Annotated in this window: 20 protein-coding genes; 9 read left to right on the top strand and 11 right to left on the bottom strand. The window is 63.2% G+C overall.

Annotated features, from left to right (window positions below):
- Positions 1-54: 54 nt before the first annotated feature.
- Positions 55-795, top strand: coding sequence for an ABC transporter ATP-binding protein (locus BLS51_RS19050; protein ID WP_090186503.1), 741 nt, complete (start codon positions 55-57; stop codon positions 793-795).
- Complete coding sequence (locus BLS51_RS19055) at positions 792-3,200, top strand: CPBP family intramembrane glutamic endopeptidase (protein ID WP_090186506.1); 2,409 nt, start codon at positions 792-794, stop codon at positions 3,198-3,200. Before BLS51_RS19050 ends, BLS51_RS19055 begins: the two co-directional genes overlap by 4 nt.
- Here the strand turns inward: BLS51_RS19055 and BLS51_RS19060 are convergent.
- On the bottom strand, positions 3,175-3,564 hold the full coding sequence (locus BLS51_RS19060) for a RidA family protein (protein WP_090186508.1): 390 nt from the start codon (positions 3,562-3,564) through the stop codon (positions 3,175-3,177). The two genes, BLS51_RS19055 and BLS51_RS19060, sit on opposite strands and share 26 nt — an antisense overlap.
- Before the next feature lie 101 nt (positions 3,565-3,665).
- Here BLS51_RS19060 and BLS51_RS19065 point away from each other — a divergent pair, with 101 nt between their 5' ends.
- A complete protein-coding gene (locus BLS51_RS19065; protein WP_090186511.1) occupies positions 3,666-4,568 on the top strand; it encodes a LysR family transcriptional regulator in 903 nt (300 codons plus the stop codon).
- On the opposite strand, the gene BLS51_RS19070 is transcribed toward BLS51_RS19065, so the two are convergent.
- Positions 4,556-5,362 carry an NAD-dependent epimerase/dehydratase family protein gene (locus BLS51_RS19070; protein WP_090186514.1) on the bottom strand — a complete coding sequence of 269 codons (807 nt, stop codon included), beginning with the start codon at positions 5,360-5,362 and terminating at the stop codon, positions 4,556-4,558. The genes BLS51_RS19065 and BLS51_RS19070 overlap by 13 nt on opposite strands.
- 28 nt (positions 5,363-5,390) lie before the next feature.
- The gene (garD, locus tag BLS51_RS19075) at positions 5,391-6,956 is read right to left on the bottom strand and encodes a galactarate dehydratase (protein WP_090186518.1); all 1,566 of its coding nucleotides are present in this window, start codon (positions 6,954-6,956) and stop codon (positions 5,391-5,393) included.
- Positions 6,957-7,236: 280 nt separating this feature from the next.
- Between garD and BLS51_RS19080 the strand changes: the two genes are divergently transcribed.
- The 6 genes from BLS51_RS19080 (at position 7,237) to BLS51_RS19105 (ending at position 16,498) form a co-directional block, all read left to right on the top strand.
- Positions 7,237-7,941: a FadR/GntR family transcriptional regulator gene (locus BLS51_RS19080; RefSeq protein WP_090186522.1), complete on the top strand. Its 705-nt coding sequence runs from the start codon at positions 7,237-7,239 to the stop codon at positions 7,939-7,941.
- A 203-nt stretch (positions 7,942-8,144) separates the two neighbouring features.
- Entirely contained in the window at positions 8,145-10,862 is a 2,718-nt protein-coding gene (locus tag BLS51_RS19085; RefSeq protein WP_090186525.1) for a TonB-dependent receptor plug domain-containing protein, read from the top strand.
- A 90-nt stretch (positions 10,863-10,952) separates the two neighbouring features.
- Entirely contained in the window at positions 10,953-11,747 is a 795-nt protein-coding gene (locus BLS51_RS19090) for a rhamnogalacturonan acetylesterase (protein ID WP_090186528.1), read from the top strand.
- Positions 11,744-13,138: a pectinesterase family protein gene (locus BLS51_RS19095; RefSeq protein ID WP_090186531.1), complete on the top strand. Its 1,395-nt coding sequence runs from the start codon at positions 11,744-11,746 to the stop codon at positions 13,136-13,138. The genes BLS51_RS19090 and BLS51_RS19095 overlap by 4 nt, the downstream gene beginning before the upstream one ends.
- A gap of 10 nt (positions 13,139-13,148) precedes the next feature.
- A complete protein-coding gene (locus BLS51_RS19100; protein WP_090186534.1) occupies positions 13,149-14,990 on the top strand; it encodes a glycoside hydrolase family 28 protein in 1,842 nt (613 codons plus the stop codon).
- 11 nt (positions 14,991-15,001) lie between these two features.
- Positions 15,002-16,498, top strand: coding sequence for a pectinesterase family protein (locus BLS51_RS19105; protein WP_090186537.1), 1,497 nt, complete (start codon positions 15,002-15,004; stop codon positions 16,496-16,498).
- Positions 16,499-16,621: 123 nt separating this feature from the next.
- Here BLS51_RS19105 and BLS51_RS19110 read toward each other — a convergent pair whose 3' ends face one another.
- The 8 genes from BLS51_RS19110 to BLS51_RS19145 all read right to left on the bottom strand — a co-directional run bounded on the left by BLS51_RS19110 (position 16,622) and on the right by BLS51_RS19145 (position 25,176).
- Positions 16,622-16,846: a hypothetical protein gene (locus BLS51_RS19110; RefSeq protein ID WP_139168734.1), complete on the bottom strand. Its 225-nt coding sequence runs from the start codon at positions 16,844-16,846 to the stop codon at positions 16,622-16,624.
- Between the two features lie 74 nt (positions 16,847-16,920).
- Positions 16,921-18,477 carry a glycoside hydrolase family 43 protein gene (locus BLS51_RS19115; RefSeq protein ID WP_090186544.1) on the bottom strand — a complete coding sequence of 519 codons (1,557 nt, stop codon included), beginning with the start codon at positions 18,475-18,477 and terminating at the stop codon, positions 16,921-16,923.
- A 2-nt stretch (positions 18,478-18,479) separates the two neighbouring features.
- Positions 18,480-19,358, bottom strand: a complete 879-nt coding sequence (locus BLS51_RS19120) for an SMP-30/gluconolactonase/LRE family protein (RefSeq protein WP_090186547.1) — start codon at positions 19,356-19,358, stop codon at positions 18,480-18,482.
- A complete protein-coding gene (locus BLS51_RS19125; protein WP_090186551.1) occupies positions 19,346-20,923 on the bottom strand; it encodes an aldehyde dehydrogenase (NADP(+)) in 1,578 nt (525 codons plus the stop codon). The genes BLS51_RS19120 and BLS51_RS19125 overlap by 13 nt, the downstream gene beginning before the upstream one ends.
- Positions 20,924-20,995: 72 nt before the next feature.
- Positions 20,996-21,907 (bottom strand): 5-dehydro-4-deoxyglucarate dehydratase, encoded by a 912-nt coding sequence (gene kdgD / locus BLS51_RS19130; RefSeq protein WP_090186555.1) that lies wholly within the window; start codon positions 21,905-21,907, stop codon positions 20,996-20,998.
- 135 nt (positions 21,908-22,042) lie between these two features.
- Positions 22,043-22,798 carry a FadR/GntR family transcriptional regulator gene (locus BLS51_RS19135; RefSeq protein WP_090186560.1) on the bottom strand — a complete coding sequence of 252 codons (756 nt, stop codon included), beginning with the start codon at positions 22,796-22,798 and terminating at the stop codon, positions 22,043-22,045.
- A gap of 124 nt (positions 22,799-22,922) precedes the next feature.
- On the bottom strand, positions 22,923-23,741 hold the full coding sequence (locus tag BLS51_RS19140) for an HDOD domain-containing protein (protein WP_090186565.1): 819 nt from the start codon (positions 23,739-23,741) through the stop codon (positions 22,923-22,925).
- A 16-nt stretch (positions 23,742-23,757) separates the two neighbouring features.
- Positions 23,758-25,176, bottom strand: coding sequence for an MFS transporter (locus BLS51_RS19145; protein ID WP_090186570.1), 1,419 nt, complete (start codon positions 25,174-25,176; stop codon positions 23,758-23,760).
- Positions 25,177-25,212 lie beyond the last annotated feature (36 nt).

A 25,212-nucleotide genomic window follows, 5' to 3' on the forward strand; every position in this document is an offset into this window, starting at 1 on the left:
CGTGACAGCGGTGTTATGATGGCATAGTAAATTCATAACGTTTCCGGTGTCCTCATGATCGAGTTTCAAGGCCTGGCCAAGGCGTATGGCAGTTTCAACGCAGTCAAGCCGCTGACACTGACGGTGCAGCACGGCGAGGTGTTCGGCTTCCTCGGTCCCAACGGCGCCGGCAAGACCACCACCATCCGCATGATGATGGGCATCCTGGTGCCCAGCGGTGGCCATGTGTTGATCGACGGCCTGGATTGCCATGCCGAGCCGGCCGAAGTCAAACGCCGCGTCGGCTACCTGCCCGATACGCCGATCTTCTACGACTACCTGCGCGGGCGCGAGATCCTGCAATTCGTCGGCGAGATGCATGGCTACCCGCGCGCCGAAGCCGCCGGGCGCAGCGCGCGGCTGCTGGCGGAATTTGGCTTGCAGGAAGCCGGCGAAGACTACGCGGTCAACTACTCGCTGGGCATGAAGAAGCGCCTCGGCCTGGCCTGTGCGCTGATCCACGATCCATCCGTGCTGATTCTCGACGAACCAATCAACGGCCTTGATCCACGCGCCTCGCGCGATGTCCAGGAACGCCTGCTGGCGGCCGCCGCGCGCGGCGTCACCATCTTTGTTTCGACGCACCTGCTGGACATGGCCGAGAAGCTGTGCGACCGCGTCGGCATCATCCATCGCGGCGAACTGGTGGCCACCGGCACGCTGGACGAAATCCGCGCCAAATCCTCGGCCAGCGGTTCACTGGAAGACGTGTTCCTGAAGATCACCGACGAAGCGGCGGAAGAGACAGCGCAATGACCGCGCTGCAAACCATCTGGCTGATGACGCGCATGCGCCTGACGCGCCAGCGCAATGTGCTGTTCAATAACCTGTTCCGCTTCAGGCAGAAAAAGCCACGTGACACCACCGGCGGCAAGCGCAGCAACCTGTGGATACTGACGCTGGTGATGATGGTGTTCATGTGCTTCTCCTTTGTCAGCATGGCCAACAACGCGGTGTTGAACATGCAGTGCCACCTCGACCCGGCCAGCGAATGCCGCTACACCGACAACCAGGGCGAGCACCACAACGACATGCACACGGCGGAGGAAGAACTGGCAACAGCGCCGTTTGCCGCGCCGCTGCTGCACGGGCTGACGATGGAGGTAAGCATCCTGTTCGTCATCGCCGTGCTGCTGCCGCTGGGCAGCAAGGAGATGGCGCAGCCGGACTGGGATCTGGAATGGCTGGTGACGCTGCCAGTGGAACGCGGCGTGCTGCTATGGGGCCGCGTGCTGGAACGCAGCGCCAGCAATATCGCCGGCTGGTTTGCGCTGGTGCCGGCCTACAGCGTGATCGCCTGGCACTCCGGCTACACGTGGAGCGCCTTGCCGATCGCCCTGCTGTCAGCCGTTGCGCTGTTGCCGCTGGCAGCGCTGCTGTACACGCTGGCCGACACCGGTCTGCGCATGTGGCTTCCCGCTTCGCAGCTGCGCAACCTGCAAGCAGTGACTGGCTTGCTCAACCTGCCGCTGATCTACTTCGTCATGGCCCTGGGCATGCCCGCAGCGAACGGCTTCGCGATGAACTGGGCGCGTGAGTTTCCATCGTGGGCCAGCTGGACGCCGCCCGGCCTGGTGCTGCAGGCGATACAGTCGCGCGACCTGGCGCAACTCGCCTCACTGTCAGCGCTGCTGCTGGCGCAGATCCTCTTGCTGATGTGGACAGGCATGGCGCTGTTGCGTCACCAGTTGCGCCACGGCGTCGTCAACTCCGGCGCCCGCGAGAGCGCGCGCAAGGCCGTGCCGGTCCGCACCAGCAGCGTGGGCGCGACGGCGGACGGCGGCCACGCTGTGGCGCGCGGCCCCTATGCGCTGCTGACCGCCGCAGCCGCCGCCATCCTGACGCCGCTGCAACGCCGCGAACTACGCCTGCTGAGCCGCGACCGCAATTTTCTGTTCCAGACGCTGCTGCTGCCCATCATTATCATCGTCAGCCAGATGGTCTTCAACGGCAAGCTGAATAGCCTGGAGGAGCTGGGCGAGCACCACACGCTGGCCGCCTCGATCGCTTTCGGCCTCGGCGTCTACGTGCTGATGCTGTCCGCCTTCCAGACGCTGAACAACGAAGGCAACGTCCTGTGGCTGCTGTACACCGTGCCGCGTTCCATCGAAAGCGCATTGAAGGAAAAGGCCCGGCTGTGGGGCGTGCTGACCATGGTCTATCCCGCCGTGGTGCTGGGCATCAGCGCGTGGTACACCGAACAGTTCGAATGGAATATGCTGGTGCTGCTTCTGCTGGTCGTCGCCGGCATCCCGATCTACTCGATGATCGCTGTCTCGCTCGGCGTATTCGCCTGCGATCCGCTGGCGGTGGATGCACGCACGCGCGTTCGGCCAAGCTACGTCTACCTGTACATGCTGCTGGCCAGCTTCTACACCTACTGCATCTACACCAGCGTGTGGTCGCAGAAGCTGGTGGTGTTGGTGCTGACCGCGTCGATGGCGCTGGCCCTGTGGCAGAAGGCGCGCGACGCCCTGCCCTACCTGCTCGACCCGGCCGCCGCGCCACCGGCGCGCGTGTCGACGGCGGATGGCCTGATCGCCGCCACCGCCTTCTTCATCGTGCAAGGCATCGTGCTGATTTTCGCCCGCAAGCTGACCATGCAAAGCATTACCATCGCCTTCGGCATCGCCGGCATCACCGTGTACCTGTTGATGCGGCTGACTTACTGGCGCAGCAAGGCCGCTGGCGTGCCGGTGATCCTGCGTGGCGCGGACATCGGACTGTCGCTGCGCACGGCGGCCATCGCTGCCGCCGTAGCCTGCGCCTACGGCGTGGTCTACCTGATCGCCTTGCAGCATTCACCACTGTGGGCAGACCTGCTCAAATCGGCACCTGCATTGCAGGGCGGCCGCATATGGATCTACGCATTGGCGGTGGTGGCGGCGCCACTGTGCGAGGAATTCATCTTCCGTGGCCTGATCTACGGCGGTCTGCGGCGCTCGATGAACGCACCGCAGGCGATGCTGATGAGCGCCGCCATCTTCGCCGTAGTGCACCCGCCGGTATCGATGCTGCCGGTGTTCATCCTCGGCCTGTGCGCTGCGTGGACCTATGAGCGCAGCAAAACCCTGCTGGCGCCAATGCTGGTCCACGCCATCTACAACGCCATGGTGTTGTCGATGCAGTATTTTGCTAGCCAGCTTTGGCAATCACCTTGATTTCGAAGTCAAAACCATACAGCCAGGTGACACCAACGCCGGTCAGCGTCGGATGTGGCGCCTCGCCCCAGAACTCCTGCACAATCGGCCACACCCGCTCGAAAGTGGATGCCGGATCGACCATGAACACGGTCACGTCGATCACATCGTCAAAGGTCAGGCCGGCCTCCGCCAGGATCGCGTTCAGGTTCTTGAACGCCAGCCGCACCTGCGCCTCCAGTTCCGGCTCCGGCGCGCCGTCCGGCCGGCTGCCGACCTGCCCCGAGACGAACAGCAGCCCATTCGAGCGGATCGCCGGCGAATAGCGGTTACGCTCATACAGCGCTTGGCGGCCAGGCGGGAAAACAACGTCGCGTACAGTCATGGTGAACTCCTCGTTAAGTGATGCCGCCACTTTAAAAGGCACGCCCCATCCGATCTACGCGCAAGACGTACAATGACTGTTTGCCATTTCCACACAATCCCATGGACAGATTCGACACCCTGCTGGCCTTTGTGCGCGTGGTGGAAGCCGGCAGCTTCACCAAGGCCGCGCAGACGCTCCACATGAGCAAGACCACCGTATCGCAACTGGTGCAGCAACTGGAAGCGCGGCTGCAAGTGAAGCTGCTCAACCGCACCACCCGGCAGGTCAACGTTACACCGGAGGGCGCGGCCTACTACGAACGCGTGGCGCGGCTGCTGGGCGACCTGCAGGATGCCGACGACGTGCTGGCCGGCGACCTGGCGGCGCCGCGCGGACGCTTGCGCATCGACGTACCCAGTCCGTTCGCGCGGCTGATCCTGATGCCGGCCCTGCCTGATTTCCACCGGCGCTATCCGGAAATCCAGGTCGTCATGGGCGTCAGCGACCGCAATGTGGATGTCATCGGCGAGAACGTCGATTGCGTGATACGTGGCGGCGACATCACCGTGCCGTCGCTGGTGGCACGCCGCGTGGCCGACCTTCAGCTGGGCGTCTATGCCTCGCCGGCGTATCTGAGCGAAACCGGAACGCCGGCGCATCCGGGCGAACTGGATGAAGAACCGCATCGCATGGTCGGCTACCTGCGCTCCAGCAGCGGCACCATCGCGGAGGCGCGCCTGAGGCTGGGCGATGAAGAGGTGGTCGTCAAAGGCCGTTACGTCGTCGCGGCGGACGATGGCAATGCCTACGTGGCTGCCGGCGTGGCCGGCATGGGTGTGCTGTGCGTGCCGCGCTACATGGCGCAGCCGCATGTAAAAAAGGGCGAGCTGACTCCCCTGTTCGAGGAGTGGCAACTCGCCCCCATGCCTTTATATCTCGCCTATCCGCACAACCGTCACGTCAGCGCCAGGCTGCGCGTGTTCATGCAGTGGATAGACGAACTGGCGTCTCAGTCCTTGTAGCGTACCTCGGCCAGCGCAAACGCGCCGCCGTGATAGGTGACGGACGCATTCTGGTCCGGATACTCGCCGCTGTCCGGGAACAGGCCATCGAACTGCGACGAGCTGTCCTTCGGCTTGTAGCCCAGGTGCGAGGCCTTGCTGTTGTCCCACCAGGCCACTTCGTTGTCGGACATGCCGAACAGCACGGTGAAGCCGACGCGCGTGGCAAACAGCGAGCGGCGCAGCGCTTCCACCAGGTCGTCGTAGCTCAGCCACGTCACCATCATGCGGCGGTCCTTCGGCTCAGGGAAGGAGGAGCCGATGCGCAGGCTGACGGTTTCCAGGCCGGTGCGGTCCCAGTAGTAGCTGGCCAGCTGTTCGCCGAAGCACTTGCTGACGCCGTAGAACGAATCCGGACGGGTCGGCGCGGTGGCGTCGATGTAGTCGGTATTGCGGTAGAAGCCCACCGTGTGATTCGAGCTGGCGAAGATGATGCGCTTGACGCCTTGCTTGTGCGCCGCCTCGTAGATGTTGGCGGTGCCCAGGATATTGGCGTGCATGATGTTCTCGAAGGTGTTCTCGGTCGAGATGCCGCCAAAGTGCAGCACCGCGTCCACGCCTTCCATCATCTTCATGACGGCTGCTTTATCGGCCAGGTCGCACTGGACGATTTCCTCGCCCTCGCGCGCTTCGCCCATGTCGGCGATATCCGACAGCACCACCACATCCGCCCAAGGCTTGATGCGGTCGCGCAGGACTTTGCCCAGGCCGCCGGCAGCACCGGTCAGCAGCAGTCGTTTGAATGGCTTGCTCATGTTGTCTCCGTTGTTTGAATTTTGAAGATTACGTCACTGGGGCCGGATTGAACAGGACAAGCGCGTTGTGCAGCTTCCATTTCTCCGCCCAGGTCTCCTTGCCGCTGGCGACATCAAGCAGCATCTGGAACATCTCCCAGCCGACGTCGGCGATGGTGGCCTCGCCGCTGGCGATGCGGCCGGCGTTGATGTCCATCAGGTCATGCCAGCGGTTGGCCAGGTCGTTGCGGGTGGCGACTTTAATCACCGGCACCTCGGCCAGACCGTAAGGCGTGCCGCGGCCGGTGGTGAAGATGTGCACATTCATGCCGGCCGCCAGTTGCAGCGTGCCGCAAATGAAATCGCTGGCCGGGGTGGCGGCGTAGATCAGGCCTTTCTGCGTCAGCTTCTCGCCGGGCGACAGCACGCCGGAGATCGGTGCGCTGCCCGACTTGACGATCGAGCCCATGGCCTTCTCGACGATGTTGGACAGGCCGCCCTTCTTGTTGCCCGGCGTGGTGTTGGCGCTGCGGTCAACGCCGCCACGGGTCAGGTATTCATCGTACCAGGCCATCTCGCGGATCATGGCGTCGGCCACTTCCGGCGTGGTGGCGCGCGAGGTCAGCTGGTCGATGCCGTCACGCACCTCGGTCACTTCCGAGAACATCACGGTGGCGCCGGCGCGCACCAGCAGGTCGGTGGCAAAGCCCACCGCCGGATTCGCGGTGACGCCGGAGAAGGCGTCACTGCCGCCACATTGCACGCCCACCACCAGCTCGGAAGCCGGCACGGTTTCACGCTGGCGCTTGTTCAGCTCCGCCAGATTGACTTCGGCCTGCTTCATGATCGAATCGATCATCGACATGAAGCCGACGTGCTGCGCATCCTGCAAACAGACCAGGCCAGGATCGGCGCCACCGGCGTTCTGGATCGGGATCGAGCCTTTCGGGAACAAACGCGTCGGCTGCAGCTTTTCGCAGCCCAGGCTGACCACCATGGCCTGGCCGCCGAAATTCGGATTCAGCGCGATATTGCGGATGGTGCGGATCGGGATCGGCGCACCCGGCGCTTCAATCGCCACGCCGCAGCCGTAGGTGTGCTCCAGGCCCACCACGTCGTCGACATTGGGGTATTTCGGCAGCAGTTCTTTCTTGATGCGCTCGACGGCGAATTCCACCACGCCTGACACGCACTGCACGGTGGTGGTGATGGCCAAAATGTTACGCGTGCCGACACTGCCGTCCGGATTGCGGAAGCCCTGGAAGGTGTAGCCTTCCAGCGGCTCCATCGGCGGCGGCTTGATGGTGGCGATCGGCAGGCCTTCCAGTTCGCGCGCTGCGGGCATCTCGACATTGTGCTCGGCCAGCCAGCTGCCGGCCGGCAGGTCTTTCATCGCAAAACCGATGGTCACGTTGTAACGGATGACACGGTCGCCGGACTTCAGGTCGCGCAGCGCCACCTTGTGGCCTTGCGGGACCGCTTCCAGCAGCGTCAAACCATTCGGGAACACGGCGCCGGCAGGCAGGCCGCCGTCGTTGACGACAATCGCGACGTTATCGTTGTCGTGCATGAGGATATAGCGCGGCGTATTGTTGGCGCTCGTCGGAGTTGTCATCTAGAATTCCTACGTTGTTTTTTGGTCTCTGAAAGTGGTCTGACCACTTCTATTATTGGTCGGCCAACTCAGGGTTGTGGCCTGCAAGCCACAGTCTGAATACCGCATGTTTCCTAGAGGTTATACCTTGTAAACATCGGGGCCAGGGGGCTGCTCCATGAATTGAGTATGCCAGTTTAAAATTAATTTGGCTAGTCCACATTGCGTATTTGGTCTGACCACCTTAGAATGGTCTGACCAGATGGCAAATAAATAAGCCACGGAAATTATACGAGACATCATGCTGAAAAAAACCGCCCCTTTCACCGGGGATACCGCACACGAACCGCGCCTCTACCGCGTTGTGGCGGACCGCATCCAGGAACTCATCCGCAACGAAAACATCGCCTCCGGCGAGCGTCTGCCATCGGAGCGCGACCTTGCCACCAAGCTCAGTGTCAGCCGCGCCTCGCTGCGCGAAGCACTGATCGCGCTGGAGCTGGGCGGGGTAATCGAAGTGCGCGGCGGTTCGGGCGTATATGTCAGCGAAGTGCCGGAACCGGCGGTGGCCGATTTGCCGGAAGCCGGTCCGGGTCCGTTTGAAGTGCTGTCCGCGCGCCGCCTGATCGAATCCGAGATCGCCGCGATTGCCGCCCGTGTGGCAACCGACAGCGCCATCGACGCCATCCTGCAAGCGGTGGTCGAGATGGAAAAGAGCCACGCCAATTATTCCAGCAACGAGCAAGCCGACCGCAACTTCCACCTGGCCATCGCGCGCGCCACCGGCAACAGCGCGCTGGTCGGATCGCTGAACTATCTGTGGGACCAGCGCGGCCGCCTGTGGCACAAGCTGAAAGAACACTTCCAGACCGAGGAACTGCGTCAGGAAACGCTGAAGGACCACCGCCGCATCCTGGAGGCGATTGCCGCCCACGATCCGGCGGCGGCGCGCAAAGCCATGCGCGGCCACCTGGAACGCGTGACCCGTACTTTCTCGCGCGGATAAGCAGTATCTGTAACAGCGCAGGACCGGCCTCGATGCCGGCCGCGTATAAAAAGCAATCAAGTTATTGACCGGCCCGACCTCGGCACTGTGCTCCGCGCACAGCTGCCTTCGTCGCGGCGGCACGGAGTACGCGAGGTGCTCCACTCACGCAGGCGCTTGCCAGCGCTGCGTATAACTTTATTCAAGAGACGAAGGAGACCCACATGAAGTCCCAGCAATCGGTCATGAACCGTTCCGCACAACCACGCCTGCTGCTGTCGGCAATCAGCCTGGCTGTGATGGCTCTGACCAACCAGGCATCCGCGCAATCCGACGATGCCAATATGACCCGGGTGGAAGTTACCGGTTCCAGCATCAAGCGCGTCGCCAATGAAGCATCCCTGCCAGTCACCAGCGTCAAGGCTGAAGACATGGTCAAACAGGGCATGACCACCCTCGCCGACTTCATGATGGCGTTGCCACAATCGGCCTCGCTGGCGCCATCCAACGCCGGCTCCGGCACCAACATCAATCTGCGCGGCCTTGGTGTGAACCGCACCCTGGTGCTGCTGAATGGCCGCCGCCTGGCCAACGAGGCGATCGCCGACGGCTACGCCAACCTGGACGTGATTCCGATGAGCGCCATTGCGCGCGTTGAAGTGCTGCGTGACGGCGCTTCCTCGATCTACGGCTCCGACGCCATCGGCGGCGTGGTCAACTTCATCACCAAGACCCAATTCGAAGGCCTGCAACTGACCGCGCAAGCGGTGCAGCCGGAGAAAAAAGGCGGCGGCGACGAACAGCGCCTGACCGCGACCTGGGGCAAGGGCAATCTGCAAACCGACGGCTGGAACGTCTATGCCACCGTGGACGCCCACCAGCGCACACGCCTGAATGCATCCGACCGCGCCTATCTCAGTTCGGCGGAAAAGCTGACCGAACTGGGTCGCGCGCCATCGCTGGGCACCGGCGGCAACGCCACTCCGGCCAACTTCACCACGCCGACCAACAAGACCGCACAGAACCCGTACGGCCGCACCGGCTGCCTGGCGCCTTACTCGATCGCCGGCCAGAACGGCACCTGCGTGATCGACAACAATGAATACGGCACCGCGCTGTACGCCAACCAGCAGGTCACCTTCTACGCACGTGGCTCGTTGAAGCTGAGTGAAGACCATATCGTCAGCATCGACTACTCGCGCGGCGAGGAATTCATCAAGGCGACCCGCAACCCGACCAATGCGCTGGCCGTCAAAGGCGTGGCGCCGACCATCTCGTCGACCAGCAAATGGTATCCGGGCGGTAGCGGCGGCGTACCTGCCGTGGCGGGCCTGAACAATGCACCGTTGACCGTGACCTGGGCGGTGGCCGACCTGGGCGCGGCAACCACCAAGGACGTGCAGCTGAACCAGCGTATCGCTGTCACCGATGAAGGCATTATCGGCGGCTGGGACTACAAGGCTGGCCTGGTGGTTGGTATCTCCGAGCGTGACAACTACTATTACTCCGGCTATGTCACCGGCCAGGGCCTGATCGACGGCCTGAAAAACGGCAAGCTGAATCCATTCGGCCTGCAGGACACCGACGGCAAAGCTTACCTGGCGTCGATCAGCGTCGACGGCGCCAAGAACCGCACCTCGAAATCGACCTTCACCGGCGTCGATTTCACCGCCAGCAAAGCGCTGATGGAACTGCCGGGCGGCTCGCTGGCACTGGCAGTGGGCGCCGACCTGCACCGCGACACCACCGAAGACACCAAGCTGGCCATCGTCTCGGACGTCACCTACGCCAATACCAGCCCATCGCATGGCGAAGGCCAGCGTAACGTCGCCGCGCTGTTCGCCGAGATCAACGCACCCATCACCAAGACGCTGGAGCTGAACGGCGCAGTGCGTGCCGACCATTTCAACGACTTCGGCACCACCGTCAATCCGAAACTCAGCTTCCGCTGGGAACCGATGAAACAGCTGATGTTCCGCGGCTCGGCCAACACCGGCTTCCGCGCGCCAACGCTGTTTGACGCCTACGGCTACCGTCTGCCAGGCGCCACCGGCCTGACCGCCGCCAAGTGGGACGATCCGGTACTGTGCCCAGGCGGCACGCCAGGCGTGGCCGGCACCGGCAAGCCGATCGCCGGCCAGGTGGCGGCCAATGTGTGTAATGTCCAGCTGCCCAAGCAGACCGGCTCCAACGCCGGCCTGAGGCCGGAAAAATCGAAGGGCTTCACGCTGGGCGTGGTGATGGAACCGTTCAAGGACGCCACGCTGTCGCTGGACTACTGGAACATCCGCATGACCGACATGCTGGCCAACCTGCCGGAGCAGGTGTACTTCCTGGACCCGGCCAAGTACGCCGCTTACTTCGTGCGTAACACCGATGGCACCATCAACTACATCAACAACACCACGATGAACCTGGGTGGCCAGAAGGCTGGCGGTATCGACGTTTCGGGTTCGTACACCTTCCCGAAAACCTCGTTCGGCACCTTCCGCGTGAACCTGGACGGCACCTACCTGACGCAGTTCGACAACCAGCTGTTTGACGGTAGCCCGTTCGTCTCCAACATCGGCCAGTTCGGCCTGGCCAGCAACGGCACTACGTCGAGCTTCCCGATCATCACCTATCGCTGGAAGCACACGCTGCGACTGAACTGGGCTTCGGGTAACTGGAACAGCACGCTGACCCAGAACTACAACTCGAAGTACACCGACCAGAACCTGGTGGCCAAGCAGTACTGGCGCGACATCAACTCGTACAAGCTGTGGAACCTGACCACCACGTACAGCGGATTCAAGAACATCCAGATCACTGCCGGCATCACCAATCTGTTCAACGCAGAACCACCGGCAACCAACAGCAGCCTGTATAGCTTTGGTTACCTGAGCAGCGCAGCCAGCCCGATCGGCCGCGCTTACAACGTCCGTGCCACCTACACTTTCTGATGAAAGCGTGGCTGCATAAACTGAGTCACTCCGCCTGAGGTTGGGCGCCGGACCGCATGGCGGCCGGCGCCTTTTTTTTAGGATCGTTCGATGAAATACCTGATTTCCTGCGCCGCCGCCCTGGCGCTGTTTACCGGCAGCGCTAACGCGGCCGACGCCGCACCGGCAAAGCCGGTACGCTTTATCCTGGTCGGTGATTCGACCATGGCCAGCAACAGCGGCTACGGCGACGCCTTCTGCGCGCGCATCAACCGCGCCAACACCTGCATCAATCTGGCCAAGGGTGGCCGCAGCTCCGGCAGCTTCCGCGCCGAAGGTCGCTGGAACGAAGTCGAAGGCCTGCTGCGCGGCGCCGACGCCTACAGCAAGACCTATGTGCTGATCCAGTTCGGCCACAACGACCAGCCGGGCAAGCCTGGCCGCTCAACCGACCTGAAAACCGAATTCCCCGTCAACATGACACGCTACGCGCAGGAAGTGAAAGCGCTGGGTGGCGTGCCGGTACTGGTCACGCCGCTGACCCGCCGCACCTTCAAGGACGGCGAGCTGGAAAATAATCTCGGCCCGTGGGCGGACGTGATCCGCGCCACCGCCGCCACGCAACAAGCACCACTGCTGGACCTCAACGCGGAAAGCTACGCCGCCGTGCGGGCCATGGGGCAGGATGAAGCGGACACGCTGGCCATGGTGCCCCGCCCTGCCGACTACGGCGTCGCGCCGGCAGCCGGCAAAGTGGAAGTGGCTGGCGCAGCCAAGTCAGCCTTCGACCGCACGCACGTTGGCGCCAAAGGCGCAGCCTTCTTCTCGCGCATGGTGATGGAAGAGCTCAAGCACGCAGTGCCGGAAACCGCAAGCCACTTCAAGCCTGAGAGTGAACAGCAATGAAGCAACAATACGCTATAGCCCTGGCGCTGCTGCTGGGCGCTGGCGCGGCACAGGGCAACCCGGCACGCCCGCAACTCACGCCCGAACAGGCGAAACAGTTCTCGTATGAAGAAGTGCTGAAGTACGTTGGCGAAGCTGGCAAGGAGAAAATCGATCCGTGGGACCCGCTTGCCGATCCGCTGGCCAAGGGCGCGGCATTCACGCCGGACTATATTGTCGACAAGGCCGCCAGGGCCGATGGCGCGCGCATCTTCAATACGGTGCAGGAAGCCGTCAGCCGCGCGGTGCTGGACAGCGCCGCGCGTCCGGACAAGCGGCGATACCTGCTGCTGAAGCCTGGCGTTTATCCGGAGCTGGTCTACATTCCCGCCGAAGCGGCGCCGCTCACGCTGTACGGAGAAGGCAAGGATGCGGCAGCCACGCGCATCACCGCCAAACTGGAAGCATCAATGACCGGTGCAGCCTATGACGCCGCGCATGGCGCGCAATTCGCCAAGGCGCCGCAGCCGGTCCAGGCCATGTACGCCAGCATCAAGGATCGCCCGCAGATTGGCACCTTCGGCACGCAAACCGTCTGGGCCAAGAACAACGGCTTCCAGGCGCGTAACCTGACCTTTGAAAACGGCTACAACAAGGACACCGGCAACGCCCGCGCCGAAGCGCTCCCCAACATCAACAACATCCACCATCAGGCGCTGGCGCTGAGCGTTGATGGCGTCGACAAGGCGCAGTTCGAGAATATCCGGCTGATCGGCTTCCAGGACACGCTGTTCCTCAAGTCGCCGCAGGTCGGCAGCACGGTGCGCAGCTTCTTCAACAAGAGCTATATCGAGGGCGATGTCGATTTCATCTTCGGCGACAGTACCGCCTACTTCTACCAGAGCGAAGTGCGCACGCTGGGCGACCGTGGCACCTCCTACACCGCAGCGCCGAACACGCACGTCAAGACCAGGTACGGCTTCGTCTTCGACAATGTACGCTTCACGCACGAAGGCAAGAAGGATGGCGACTTCTTCCTGCTGCGCCAATGGTTCGCCGGTTCGCGCTGTACGCCCTACGCGCCGATGCCGGTGGAGGGCTACAGCTGCACCTATGGCGCCGTCAATCTCTACAAGGCGCCCATCGGCACCATCGCGCGCAGTTCGCTGGAAGCGGTCGGCAAGATGGTGGTGCTGAACTCCCGCATCGGCGCACATATCAACCGCCAGCAACCATGGCATGACTGGAATAAGAAAGGCACCATCTCCTATCGTCCGGCGCAGTTCACCTCGGACGACCACTGGAAAAACCTTGTCGCCGCCGGCATCGATCCCGTCAAGGATCTCGGCTACACGCAACCACCTTCACCTGCCGACATCTTCCTCGGTGAATTTAATAATTCGGACGAATAAGGAATACAGCATGATCTTCAATACCCAGCGCCGCAACCTGATGAAAGCCCTGCCAGCGGCAGGCGTCTCGCTCAGTCTTCCCGCGATGGCCGCCACCGCGCCAGATCCATGGCTGCAGGCGCAGGCCATCATCGATCACGTCTCCAAGCCGCTGAAGTTCCGCAAGGAAGATTTCAATATCACCGCCTTCGGCGCCAAGCCGGCCAAGCTGACCAAGGCCAAGGCCTGGATCTCGCATGAAGAGCAGGACGACATCAGCACGCCAGCCCCCGGCTCGTTTGATAACTATGCCGCCATCAAGGCCGCGATCAAGGCCTGCCACGATGCCGGCGGTGGCCGCGTCGTCATCCCTGCGGGTGACTGGTTCGTTGCCGGCCCTATCGTGCTGCTGTCGAACGTACACGTGCACCTGGCGAAGAACGCACATGTGTACTTCTCGCACAACCCGGCCGACTACGCCAAGTATGGCGATATCGACTGCGGCAAGCATGGCAAGCTGACCATCTCGCGCTGGCAGAGCAACGACTGTCTGAACTACTCGCCGATGGTCTACGCGTATGGCCAGAACAATATCGCGCTGACCGGTGAAGACTGGACCGCCACGCTGGACGGCCAGGGCGGCCTGCCGTTCAACGACCAGGGCGACTGCTGGTGGACCTGGAAAGGTAAACAGAAAACGATCAACTCCATCGGCCAGGGCACCACGCCCAACTTCAAGGCTGGCAAGATGTCGGAGAACACGGTCAATCCACTGAATGCGGTGTCCTTGTCGACCGTGGCGCCCGCGCTGACGGAAGCGGAACGCATTCTGATCCAGGGCGAAGGTGATCGCTGGCGCTCGGACGCGCAGTACCTGCCGGCGCTGTCGGAAGCCGGTGTGGCGCTGTCCAGGCGCGTGTTCGGCGTCGGCCACTACCTGCGCCCGCCGATGATCCAGATTATCGGCTGCACCAATGTGCTGCTGGAAGGCTACCATGTGATCCAGACGCCATTCTGGATGCACCACCCGGTCCACTGCCGCAACATCGTCATCCGCAACGTGCATGCGCACAGCCATGGCCCGAACAGCGACGGCTTCGATCCGGAAGCCTGCGACCACGTGCTGGTGGAAGGCTGCACCTTCGATACCGGCGACGATTGCATCGCCATCAAGGCCGGCAAGGATCTGGACACGCAGTACGGTCCATCGCAGAACATCGTCATCCAGAACTGCATCATGCACAGTGGTCACGGCGGCGTGACGCTGGGCAGCGAGATGGCCGGCGGCATCCAGAACGTGTTCGCGCAAAAGCTGGTGTTTGAAAACGCCAACTGGAAGACCAATCCGCTCAACACCGCGATCCGCATGAAGACCAACCTGAATCGTGGCGGCTATCTGCGCAACTTCTACGTCCGCGATTGCACCGTGCCGAATGGCGTGCAAACCTCGCCGTCGTTCTACGCATCGTTGCCAGGTTCGCCGATCCAGTCGAAGACCGTGGCGACCGCCGCCGGCGCCATCGTCACCTTCGATTGCGACTACACGCCGATCAGCGACAACGTGCGTACCCGCCCGCCGGTGGTCAGCAACATCCAGATCTCCAACATCAAGACCGGCAATGTGAAGACCAAGGACGGCAAGCTGGCCTCCTGCTACCAGGCGATTGTGATCCTCGGCCCGGTGGCGTCCGACTACAACGGCGCGGGACCGATGCCGCCGGTGGTGCCGGTCACCGATGTGACCATCACCGACTGCGATTTCGGCACGCCGGTGAACACGGCGGCGCCATGGTTCCTCTACAACGTCAAAGGCCTGACGCTGAAGAATGTGACCATCGGTGACAAGGTACATAACACCACGCTGTCGGCCTGAGGAGAGCCACGATGAGCGCGCGCCTGCTGTACACCGCCATCCTCGCCGCCGGCATCGTGGCGGTGGCGCCAGCGGGCGCGGCGCCCGCCGTGGCCAGCCTGCTGCCAGCCGACGGCGCGCAGCAGGTCAATCCGGATACGCAGCTGGTGCTGCGTTTCGACCAGCCGCCAGTGCTGGGCAAGTCTGGCCTGATTCGTATCTACGATGCGGTCAGCGGGCGGCTGGTGGATACGCTGGACCTGAGCATTCCGTCCGGTCCGACCGAGCGCACCAGGCTGCCGCAGGCGCCGTATCTGGCAACGCCTTATGTGTACGCCAATGGTCCGCGCGCGACCAACGCCAATACCAGGGCTGGCACGCCTTCCGCCGGCGCCGAGCCGGGCGATACGCGCTACCAGCTGACCATCATCGGCGGCTTTACAGATGGCTTCCATTTTCATCCGGTGATTGTGCGCGACAAGCGCGCGACGATTTATCCTCACCATAACCTGCTGGAATACGGCAAGCGCTATCGGGTGCAGGTCGATGCAGCGGTGTTTGGCGAGGCATTGCAGTGGCAGTTCAGCACCAAGACGCGTGGGCCGCGCGCCGATGCGGAGCGCGTGGTGGTCAGCGCCGACGGCACGGCCGATTTCAGCACCGTCCAAGGTGCGCTGGATTATGTGCCGGACCATCCGGCAAAGCGCGTGACCATCTTCGTGCGCAACGGCGATTATGAGGAGCTGGTCTACTTCCGCAACAAGTCCAACATCAAGGTACAGGGCGAGCAACGCGACAAGGTGCGCATTCACTATGCGAACAATGAGGTCTTCAATCCGCATCCGCCCAACATCAGCACCAACGAGGCGCCGGGCACGTTCCCGTCACGCCGCGCGGCGTTTGCGGCGGATAACGTCAACCGCGTGCACCTGCGCGACCTGACGCTGGAGACGACGCTGAAAGGCCAAGCGGAGGGCTTGCTGATCACTGGGTCGGAGAACATCATCGCCAACACCACCATCATCGGCTCGGGCGACGCCTTACAGGTGAACGGCAGCACCTACCTGGCGGACGTGAGGATAGTCGGCGATGGCGACACCATCCTCGGACGCGGGCCGGCGTTCTTCGAGCGTTGCGACATCCAGTCGAAGCATGCGTTCATGTGGATACGGAATACGGCGGCCAACCACGGCAATGTGTTCCTGAACTGCCGCTTCACCACGCTGGATGGCGGGCAGACCGAGCTTGCGCGTTCGCCTGTCAACAAGGGCAAGCCGTATCCCCATGCGGAGGCGGTGCTGATCAACGCCACGCTCAGCGGCATCAGTCCCGCTGGCTGGGGACAGATCGACGGCGATACTTCTCAGCTGCGCTTCTGGGAATTCAACAGCCGCCATGTGGATGGCACGCCAGTCGATGTCAGCCAGCGCCATCCAGCTTCGCGCCAGCTGACCATGGAACGGGATGCACCGACCATCCGCAACTACAGCGATCCGGCATGGGTACTGGGCTGGACGCCGCCGCGCTGATCCGCGCCGCCCGTCGCGTCGGCGCAACCTCGCGGCTTGTGTCGCTACCAGAAATTTCTATACTCAGCGGCCCAGAAAACGCCCCCTCCGGAAGCGTCGCATAACGTTCATCGGCTGGAGTATTCATATTCCCCTCACCACGCCACGAGCCTGAAGCGTATTGTCGGGCATACGCTGGACAAATCCAATCGATGAGCCGTCGTTCCTCTGCGTCTCGTCGAAAGCAATTTTTAACAAGGCAAACGCGCGCAGCATCGCTTCCGCTTTGGTGATGCCCCGGGCGCAGGCGATCATGGTTAAGGTATCGTCTATTTCCTGGGACATTGTTACCGTCATGCTAGTTTTCATGGCACACCTCCGCATGGTGAGGGACCATTTTACTGCGAGCGTGGAGCGTGTCCGATTGATTTAGGGCAAACGGATTAGGGGGTGACGCGGAAGTAGTCGATGTCGGCGTGGCCGCCGGTGCCAGCGCTGAACAGGCCCATTTGCGCGCCTACCCAGCGGCCCATCTTGGCGGTGAACTGGGCGCCGATCGGCGTGTAGTTGGCGCCATCCGTGCTGTACGAGAATTGCGTGACGCCGCCCGCTAGCACCTGCATGCGCAGCCACACTTGCGGCGACGGCAGGTCGACGCCCGCCTCCTGCTGCTCATGGCAATTCGCTTCCGCCTTGTAGCAGCTGACCAGCGCCAGCGTGGTACGGCCATCACTGCGGCGCGTGCCCAGCCAGGAGTAGTCGAAGCCGTACATCACCAGTCCGGCAACGCCACCATCCGCAAGGCCGGAGGCATCCAGCCTGGTGGTCACCGTGAACGACTCTGCCGGCAGCTTTTGCAGCAGCAGCGACGGCACGTCCCACAAATTGGTCGCGCGCGGCTGACCGAACAGGCGCAGCTTGCCGTCGTTCAGCGCGTACCACGAAGGCTGCCAGTTGGCATTCCACTGCCATTGCAGGCCAAGTGCGGCGCCGTTGAATTCATCGCTGGTCGGCGGTGCGGCGGCAGCCTGTCCGGCCACCGGCAGGCGATAGCGCGCCACCGGCTCACCGGCGCTACCGCCAACGTCTTTGCCGATCAGCGGCCAGCCATCCCGCCATTGCATCGGTTGCAGATGCACGATGCGGCCATACGCGCGCTTGTCCTGGAAGTGGATGAACCAGTCGGCGCCCTGCGGCGTCTGCACCCACGCGCCCTGATGCGGGCCGTTCACCGGCGAGCTGCCCTGCGCCAGCACGATGCGGTCCTCATATGGCCCGTTGATGCTGCGCGAACGGAACACCGACTGCCAGCCGAATTCCACGCCGCCGGCCGGTGCGAACACATAGTAGTAGCCATCCCGCTTGTAGAACTTCGGCCCTTCCAGCGTGGTGTACTTCGGCAGCTTGTTACCGTCGATGATGACCGAGCCCTTGTCATCCAGCAGGCGGCTGCCGTCCGGCGCCATGCGGCGCAAGGTCAGCACGTTGGCGAAGCCGGCGCGGCTCTTGGCCCACGCGTGCAGCAAATAAGCCTGGCCATCGTCATCCCACAGCGGCGTCGGATCGATCAGCCCTTTGCCAGCCGCCAGCAGATGCGGTGCGCTCCATGGACCGGCAAAGTCCTTGGCGGTCATCACGTAAATGCCGAAATCGGGATCGGGATAGAAAATCCAGAACTTGCCATCGTGGTAGCGCAGGCACGGCGCCCACACGCCTTTGCCATGCTGTGGCTTGGCGAAGACTTCCGCCGGCACCAGCTGCGGCAGCGCATGGCCCACCAGCGTCCAGTTGACCATGTCCGGCGACTGCAGCAGCGGCAGTCCAGGCGCATTGCTGAAGCTGGAGGAAACCAGGTAATACGTTTCGCCAACGCGGATCACATCCGGGTCCGAATAGTCAGCGTGAAGAATGGGATTGGTGTATTCGCGCGGCCCCGTCGCGCATGCGGCCAGCAAGGCCGCAAAGAAAAGGGGCAGACACCTCAGAAGTATCCGCCCCATGATCATGCTCCAAACGGCGTTTCAGCAACGCCTTTAACGCCTGGCCGCAGCAGCACGACCGCCCCGCCCCACTCCGCATCTTCCGGCTTGCCGGAGACGATGGAAGTGACCAGCAGCGTATCCAGATCCTTGCCGCCGAACGCGCACATGGATGGCTTCAGCATCGGTACATCGATCCGGCGATCCAGCTTGCCGTCCGGCGTAAAGCGCAGCAGGCAGCCGCCGTCGTTACCGGCGATCCAGTAGCAGCCCTCGGCATCCACTGCGGCGCCGTCAGGACGGCCGGTGTAGGTCGTCATGTCGGCAAACACGCGGCGCTTGCTCGGCACGCCATCGTCGATGTCGTAATCGAACGCCCACACCATGCGGCGCTGCGGATGCGAATCCGACAGATACATGGTGCGGCCGTCCGGCGAAAACGCCGTGCCGTTCTGCGTCAGCAGCTCGGACACGAACGGCGCTGAAATGCCGCGTCCCGCATCGTAGCGATACAACTGGCCCACAGCCTTGGCGGCGCTCATGTCCATGAACATGGTGCCGGCCCAGAAGCGGCCCTGACGGTCGCAACGGCCATCATTGAAACGCATGCCTTCGCCCAGGCCCGCAGCCGGCGTCGCCAGCTTCAATGCGGTCGCGGTTTGATCCGCGCCCAGCTCCAGGCTGAAGATGCCGGTTTCCATGCCCGCGATCAGGCCACCGCCAGCCTTGGCCGCCACGCAGGCGACCATTTCGGCGTTGTCCCAAAAGCGGGTGGCGCCGCTGGCACCATCCATGCGCCACACACGCCTGGCCGGGATATCAACCCAGAACCAGGCATTGTCCGCCGCACTCCAGGTTGGGCTTTCGCCCACCGTGCAGCTAACGCCGCTTACGCGTTCCATACCAGATCGCCGTTGACTACGCGCGGGATCTTCTGTGGGTTGGCATCTTGCAGCGACTCAGGCAGCAGATAAGCAGGCACGTCCTGGTAGGACACCGGACGCAGGAAGCGGTCGATTGCCGATGCGCCCACCGAGGTGCTGCGGCTGTCCGACGTCGACGGGAACGGGCCGCCGTGGACCATGGCATGCGCCACTTCCACACCGGTGCCGAAACCGTTGAACAGGATGCGGCCGACTTTGCGCTCCAGCACCGGCAGCAGCTTGGTGGCCAGTGCCTTGTCGTCAGCGGTGGCGTGCACGGCGCCGGTCAGCTGGCCTTCCAGGTGCTCGGCCACAGCCAGCAGTTCTTCTTCGTTTTCAGCCACCACCAGCAGCGATGCCGGGCCAAAGATTTCGCCTTCCAGCGCTGGGTCGGTCAGGAAGCGCTTGGCGTCCACCTGGTAGAGGAACGCTTGCGCGCCGCATGGCAGTTCGCCAGCCTGGCCGATGGCGACTTGCGTCACGCCTTCCACGCCAGCCAGACCTTTGACGCCGCCGGTGTAGGCTTTGTGGATGCCTGGGGTCAGCATGGTCTGTGCCGGCTTGGCGCCGATGGTGCCGGCGGCGGCAGCCACGAAGGCTTGCAGCTTGTCCGATTTCAGCGCGATCAGCAGGCCAGGGTTGGTGCAGAACTGGCCAGCGCCCAGCGTCAGCGAATCCGCAAACGCCTGTGGCAGCTTAGGATTGTCCAGCGCGCCTGGCAGCAGGAACACAGGGTTGATCGAGCTCATCTCTGCGTACACAGGGATAGGTTCTTTACGTGCAGCAGCGGTGTGCATCAGCGCCACGCCACCAGCGCGCGAGCCGGTGAAGCCGACCGCCTTGATGAACGGATGCGCCACCAGGTTCTGGCCGATGGTCTGGCCCGAGCCGATCAGCATCGAGAACACGCCTTCCGGCAGGCCGCACTCTTCGACGGCTTTAGCAACAGCCTTGCCAACCAGTTCCGAGGTGCCCAGGTGAGCCGAGTGGGCTTTCACGATGACCGGGCAGCCGGCTGCCAGTGCCGAGGCGGTATCGCCACCAGCCACCGAGAATGCCAGCGGGAAATTCGAAGCGCCGAACACGGCGACCGGGCCCAGGCCGATCTTGCGCAGGCGCAGGTCTGGACGTGGCGCCGGTGCGCGATCAGGCAGCGCGCTGTCCAGCGTGGCGGTCTGGAAGCGGCCGTCGCGCACCACTTTCGCGAACAGGCGCAGCTGGCCGACGGTACGGCCGCGCTCGCCTTCCAGGCGGGCTTGCGGCAGGCCGGTTTCCTGCATCGCGCGTTCGATCAGGGTCGGGCCCAGATCCAGAATGCGGTCAGCGACGGTTTCCAGGAATTTGGCGCGCGCTTCCAGGCTGGTTTCGCGGTACACATCGAAAGCGGCGTTGGCCAGCTCGACAGCGCGTTGCAGGTCAGCAGCGCCGGCCAGGCCGAATGCTGGCTCGATTTCGACGTTGCGGGATGGGTCGACAGCCTTGACGCTGCCCTCTTTGCCCAGGACCGCGCTGCGGCCGATGATCATTTCGCCTGCTACTTGCATATTGACTCCTTAATGTGTGAAAAGCGCGGACGAAGCCGCGCTTTGATTTTGCTTACCCGATAGCTTATACGATTACTGGGCGCCTTGCTTGAGCATCAGTTTGTGCAGCATGTCGATTTCTTCTGCATTCAGGTCGGTCAGCGGAGCGCGCACTGGACCGGCATCGTAGCCAGCCAGTTTGGCGCCGGCCTTGACGATCGACACAGCGTAGCCGGCTTTACGGTTACGGATGTCCAGGTATGGCAGGAAGAATTCGTCAATCATGCGGTTCTGTTCGGCGTGGTTGTCCGAAGCGACAGCGTGGTAGAAGTCCATCGCCAGTTTCGGCATGAAGTTGAACACGGCCGACGAGTACACCGGGGTGCCCAGCGCCTTGTAGGCAGCTGCATACACTTCTGCGGTTGGCAGGCCGCCCAGGTAGCTGAAGCGGTCGCCCAGCTTGCGCCAGATCGACACCATCAGTTCGATGTCGCCGATGCCGTCCTTGAAGCCGATCAGGTTAGGGCAACGGTCGGCCAGGATCGCCAGCGAGGTTGGGCTCAGGCGGCAGTTGGCGCGGTTGTACACCACAACGCCCAGGTTGGTGGCCTTGCAGACCTCGGCAACGTGTTCGATCAGGCCGTCCTGCGACGCTTCGGTCAGGTAGTGCGGCAGCAGCAGCAGGCCTTGCGCGCCAGCTTTTTCTGCTTCTTTAGCGTAAGCAGCGGCAACGCGGGTAGGACCGCCAACGCCAGCCAGGATCGGCACTTGACCACGGCAGGTATCCACTGCGGTCTTGATGATTTCCGGGTATTCCTGTGGCGTCAGCGAGAAGAACTCGCCGGTGCCGCCAGCAGCGAACAGCGCGCTCGCGCCGTACGGCGACAGCCATTCCAGACGTTCAATGTAGGTCGACTTGCGGAAGTTGCCTTCGGCGTCGAAGTCGGTGATCGGGAAGGACAGCAGGCCGGAGGAAAGGATTTTTTTCAGGTCATTCGGTTGCATTACAGTCTCCAAATATTGACGTCTAGTGGGGTGAGGGATAGCGCTCTTGCGCCGTGTTGTATGACATCGTACAACTAGATCTGTGTGGAAGCAAGCGATTTAACGTAAACCGTCAAACCGCCCTGCCGGTTGTTGTTAAGTGCTCACCTCTTGCTGGGCGCGGCGCAGGCGCTCGCGGCTGTTGCTCAGGTGGGTGCGCATGGCGGCGCGCGCCGCCTCGGCATCCTTGCGCAGGATGGCGTGGTAAATATCGTCATGCTCGCGGTTGACGCGCTCCTGGTAGGCTTTCGGCTCGTCGTGCACCAGGTGTTCCGAATCAAGGCGCGCGCGCGGGATGATGGTGTTGCCCAGGTCGCTGAGGATGTCGACAAAATAACGGTTGCCGGTGGCCTGGGCGATCAGCAGGTGGAAGGCCTTGTCGGACTCCACCGCCACCGCGCGATTGGGCGCGGCGACAATGCGCTGCAGCGCGGCTTCCATTGCCGTCACCTGCTCGTCGCTGCGGCGGGTGGCGGCCAGCCAGGCGGCCTCCGTCTCCAGGCTGATGCGCAACTCCAGGATCGACAGCACATCGCCGATGGTGCGGATGGTATCGGCGGCAAAGATATTCGCCGGTTGCGGCTCCAGCACAAAAGTGCCGATGCCGTGGCGCGTCTGCACCAGGCCGGCGGCCTGCAAGTGCGAGATCGCCTCGCGCACCACGGTGCGGCTGACGCCGTGCATTTCCATGATGACCGACTCGGTCGGCAGTTTCTCGCCCGGCTTCAGCGTGCCGGCCTGGATGCTACTGGTGAAGCTCTCCACCACGCCCTGGGCGAGATTGCGGTGCTTCTTCTTGGGCACAGGTGCAGGCGCGGCAGCGGCGACGGAAACTGAGACGGTCTGATTCATGGCTTTTTAGCTGTTGTATGACGACTATTAGGATACACGCATTGCTGCGTAAAACGATGCGCATCTTGCCAGACTTGTGGCATCTGGTGTGTCTTTAACATCAAAATTGCCACAAATAGTGTGCTTACACCAGCAAGGCGGCACTCATCGAAGCTGCTTCGTCGGCCGATTCGCGCAGAATGCGCTCCAGCAGCGCGTTGTCATCGATGAAGCCTTCCAGCGACGGGCTGCCCTGCACTGTCGCGAACGGCGACTGCACCGGCGCCAGGCGCTTGGCGATCAACAGCGTGTCGCGCAGGCCCAGCGGCGGCGGCGTCAGCGTGGCGCCGCGCAGCGAGACGATGGCCTGGCTGACCGGTTCGGGGATGCACAGCTTGCGCATCATTTCGCGCGAGATGATTTCCTGCGCCGCGCCCATCCACTCGGCCGGGTCGTCCAGCAGGCCGGGGATCTCGTCGGCGCGCGACAGCAGGTAAAAGCCGCCCGCCTCGTGCACGATGCCGGCAAACAGCGCGGTGTCGGGATCGGAAGCGGTCAGCGTGCGGCCGATGACATGCGCCAGCGCCGCCACGTGCGCCGTGTGGCGCCACAGCTGGTCGGCCTGGCCGCGCAGCCGTGCATTCTGGATGCGCGCGCCGAACTGGCGCACCACCATCGCAGCCGCCATCGTGTACAGGTTGCGGTAGCCAACCCGCTGCACCGCCGAGCGCACGCTGGTGACCGGCGTGCCGCTGCGGTTGAACACTGCCGCGTTGGCCAGCGCCACCGTGCGCGCCGCCAGTTGCGGCTCGCCCAGCACCTTGCGGATCACATCGTCCATCTCGCAATCGGGATCGGCCAGCGCCAACTGCAGACGCAACGCCGCATTCACACTGGTCGGGAAGACCAGCTCGCCGCGTGAAGCCTGGGCGACGATTTGCGAGAAGTCTTTGAGTTTTTCCATAGCAACATTATAGCCTTTAACTGCGGGCGCCCTTTGCAACTTGTTCGCCGGCGCTGCGGCTCAGGCGCAACGCATCCGCCAGGCCGAGCAGACTGACCAGCGCCACCAGCACAAAGGCCAGGCGGTAATCGATGGCCGCCCAGTCGCCGATGCCAAGCTGCTGCGCGCTCCAGTGACCGAGCCGCACACCGCTGGCGCCAAGCGCCACGCCGAGCCCCATCGCCACCTGGAACGCGGTGCTGAACAAGGTGTTGGCGGCAGCCATGCGCTGCTGCGGCACATCGGCAAAGGCGATCGTGTTGAGCGCGGTGAACTGCATCGAGCGCGTCATGCCGCCGACAAACAGCACGGCGGCGATCAGCCATACCGGTGTGGTCGGCGTCAGCAAGGCGCAGGCTGCCAGTGTGATGACATTGGCCGCGCCGTTCACCAGCAGCACCGGGCGGAAGCCGAAGCGGCGCAGGATGGGCGTGGTCACCGTCTTCATCATCAGGTTGCCGGCAAACACCGCCATCACCAGCAGGCCGGCATGAAAGGCATCCAGGCCGAAGCCCAGCTGGAACATCAGCGGCAGCAGGAAAGGCACGGCACCCACGGCCATGCGGAACAGCGAGCCACCGATGATCGTGATCGAGAAAGTCGGTATCGCCAGCGACGACAGGTCGATCAGCGGATGCGCGGCGCGCTTCAGGTGCCAGGCCAGCGCTGCCAGCAGCAGCGTACCGAGCGCGATGCAGGCGCCCGTCTCACGCCAGTCCGGCGCCGGGCCGCTGAGCGTTTCCGCGCCCCAGGTCAGCAGCAGCAAGGCGCTGCCGCTGAGCACAAAGCCGGGCCAGTCAAAGGGACGGCGCTCGGCCGCGCGCTGATCCGGTATCAGCCACCACGCCGCCACCAATGCCACCAGGCCCAACGGCAGGTTCAGGTAAAAGATCCAGCGCCATGAAGCGTAGCTGGTGATGAAGCCGCCGACCGCCGGGCCGATCACCGGCGCCACCAGCGCCGGCCAGGTCAGCGTCGCGATCACTGAAATCAGCTTGTCCTTCGGCGTGCTGTTCAGCACCACCAGCCGTCCGACCGGCACCATCATCGCCCCGCCCGCGCCTTGCAGCACGCGCAGCCAGACAAATTCTCCCAGGCTGGTGGCCATGCCGCACAACACCGATGCCAGCGTGAAGATCGCCAACGCCGCCGCGAACACGCGCCGCGCGCCAAAGCGCTGCGCCACCCAGCCGCTGATCGGAATGAACACGCCCAGCGTCAGCAGGTAGGCGCTGACGCCGATGTTGAGCGCCAATGGTGCGACGCCGAAAGATTGCGCGATATCCGGCACCGCCGTGGTGATCACCGTGCCGTCCAGGTTCTCCATGAAAAAGGCGCCAGCCACCAGCAACGCCAGCCACTTGCTGTTGGTCGGAGAGGATGTGCTGCCGTGCATAAGCGTCCCTGCGGATTGTTCAGCGCACCATTCTGC

It is taken from the genome of Duganella sp. OV510, assembly GCF_900100205.1.
GTDB lineage: Bacteria > Pseudomonadota > Gammaproteobacteria > Burkholderiales > Burkholderiaceae_D > Rugamonas.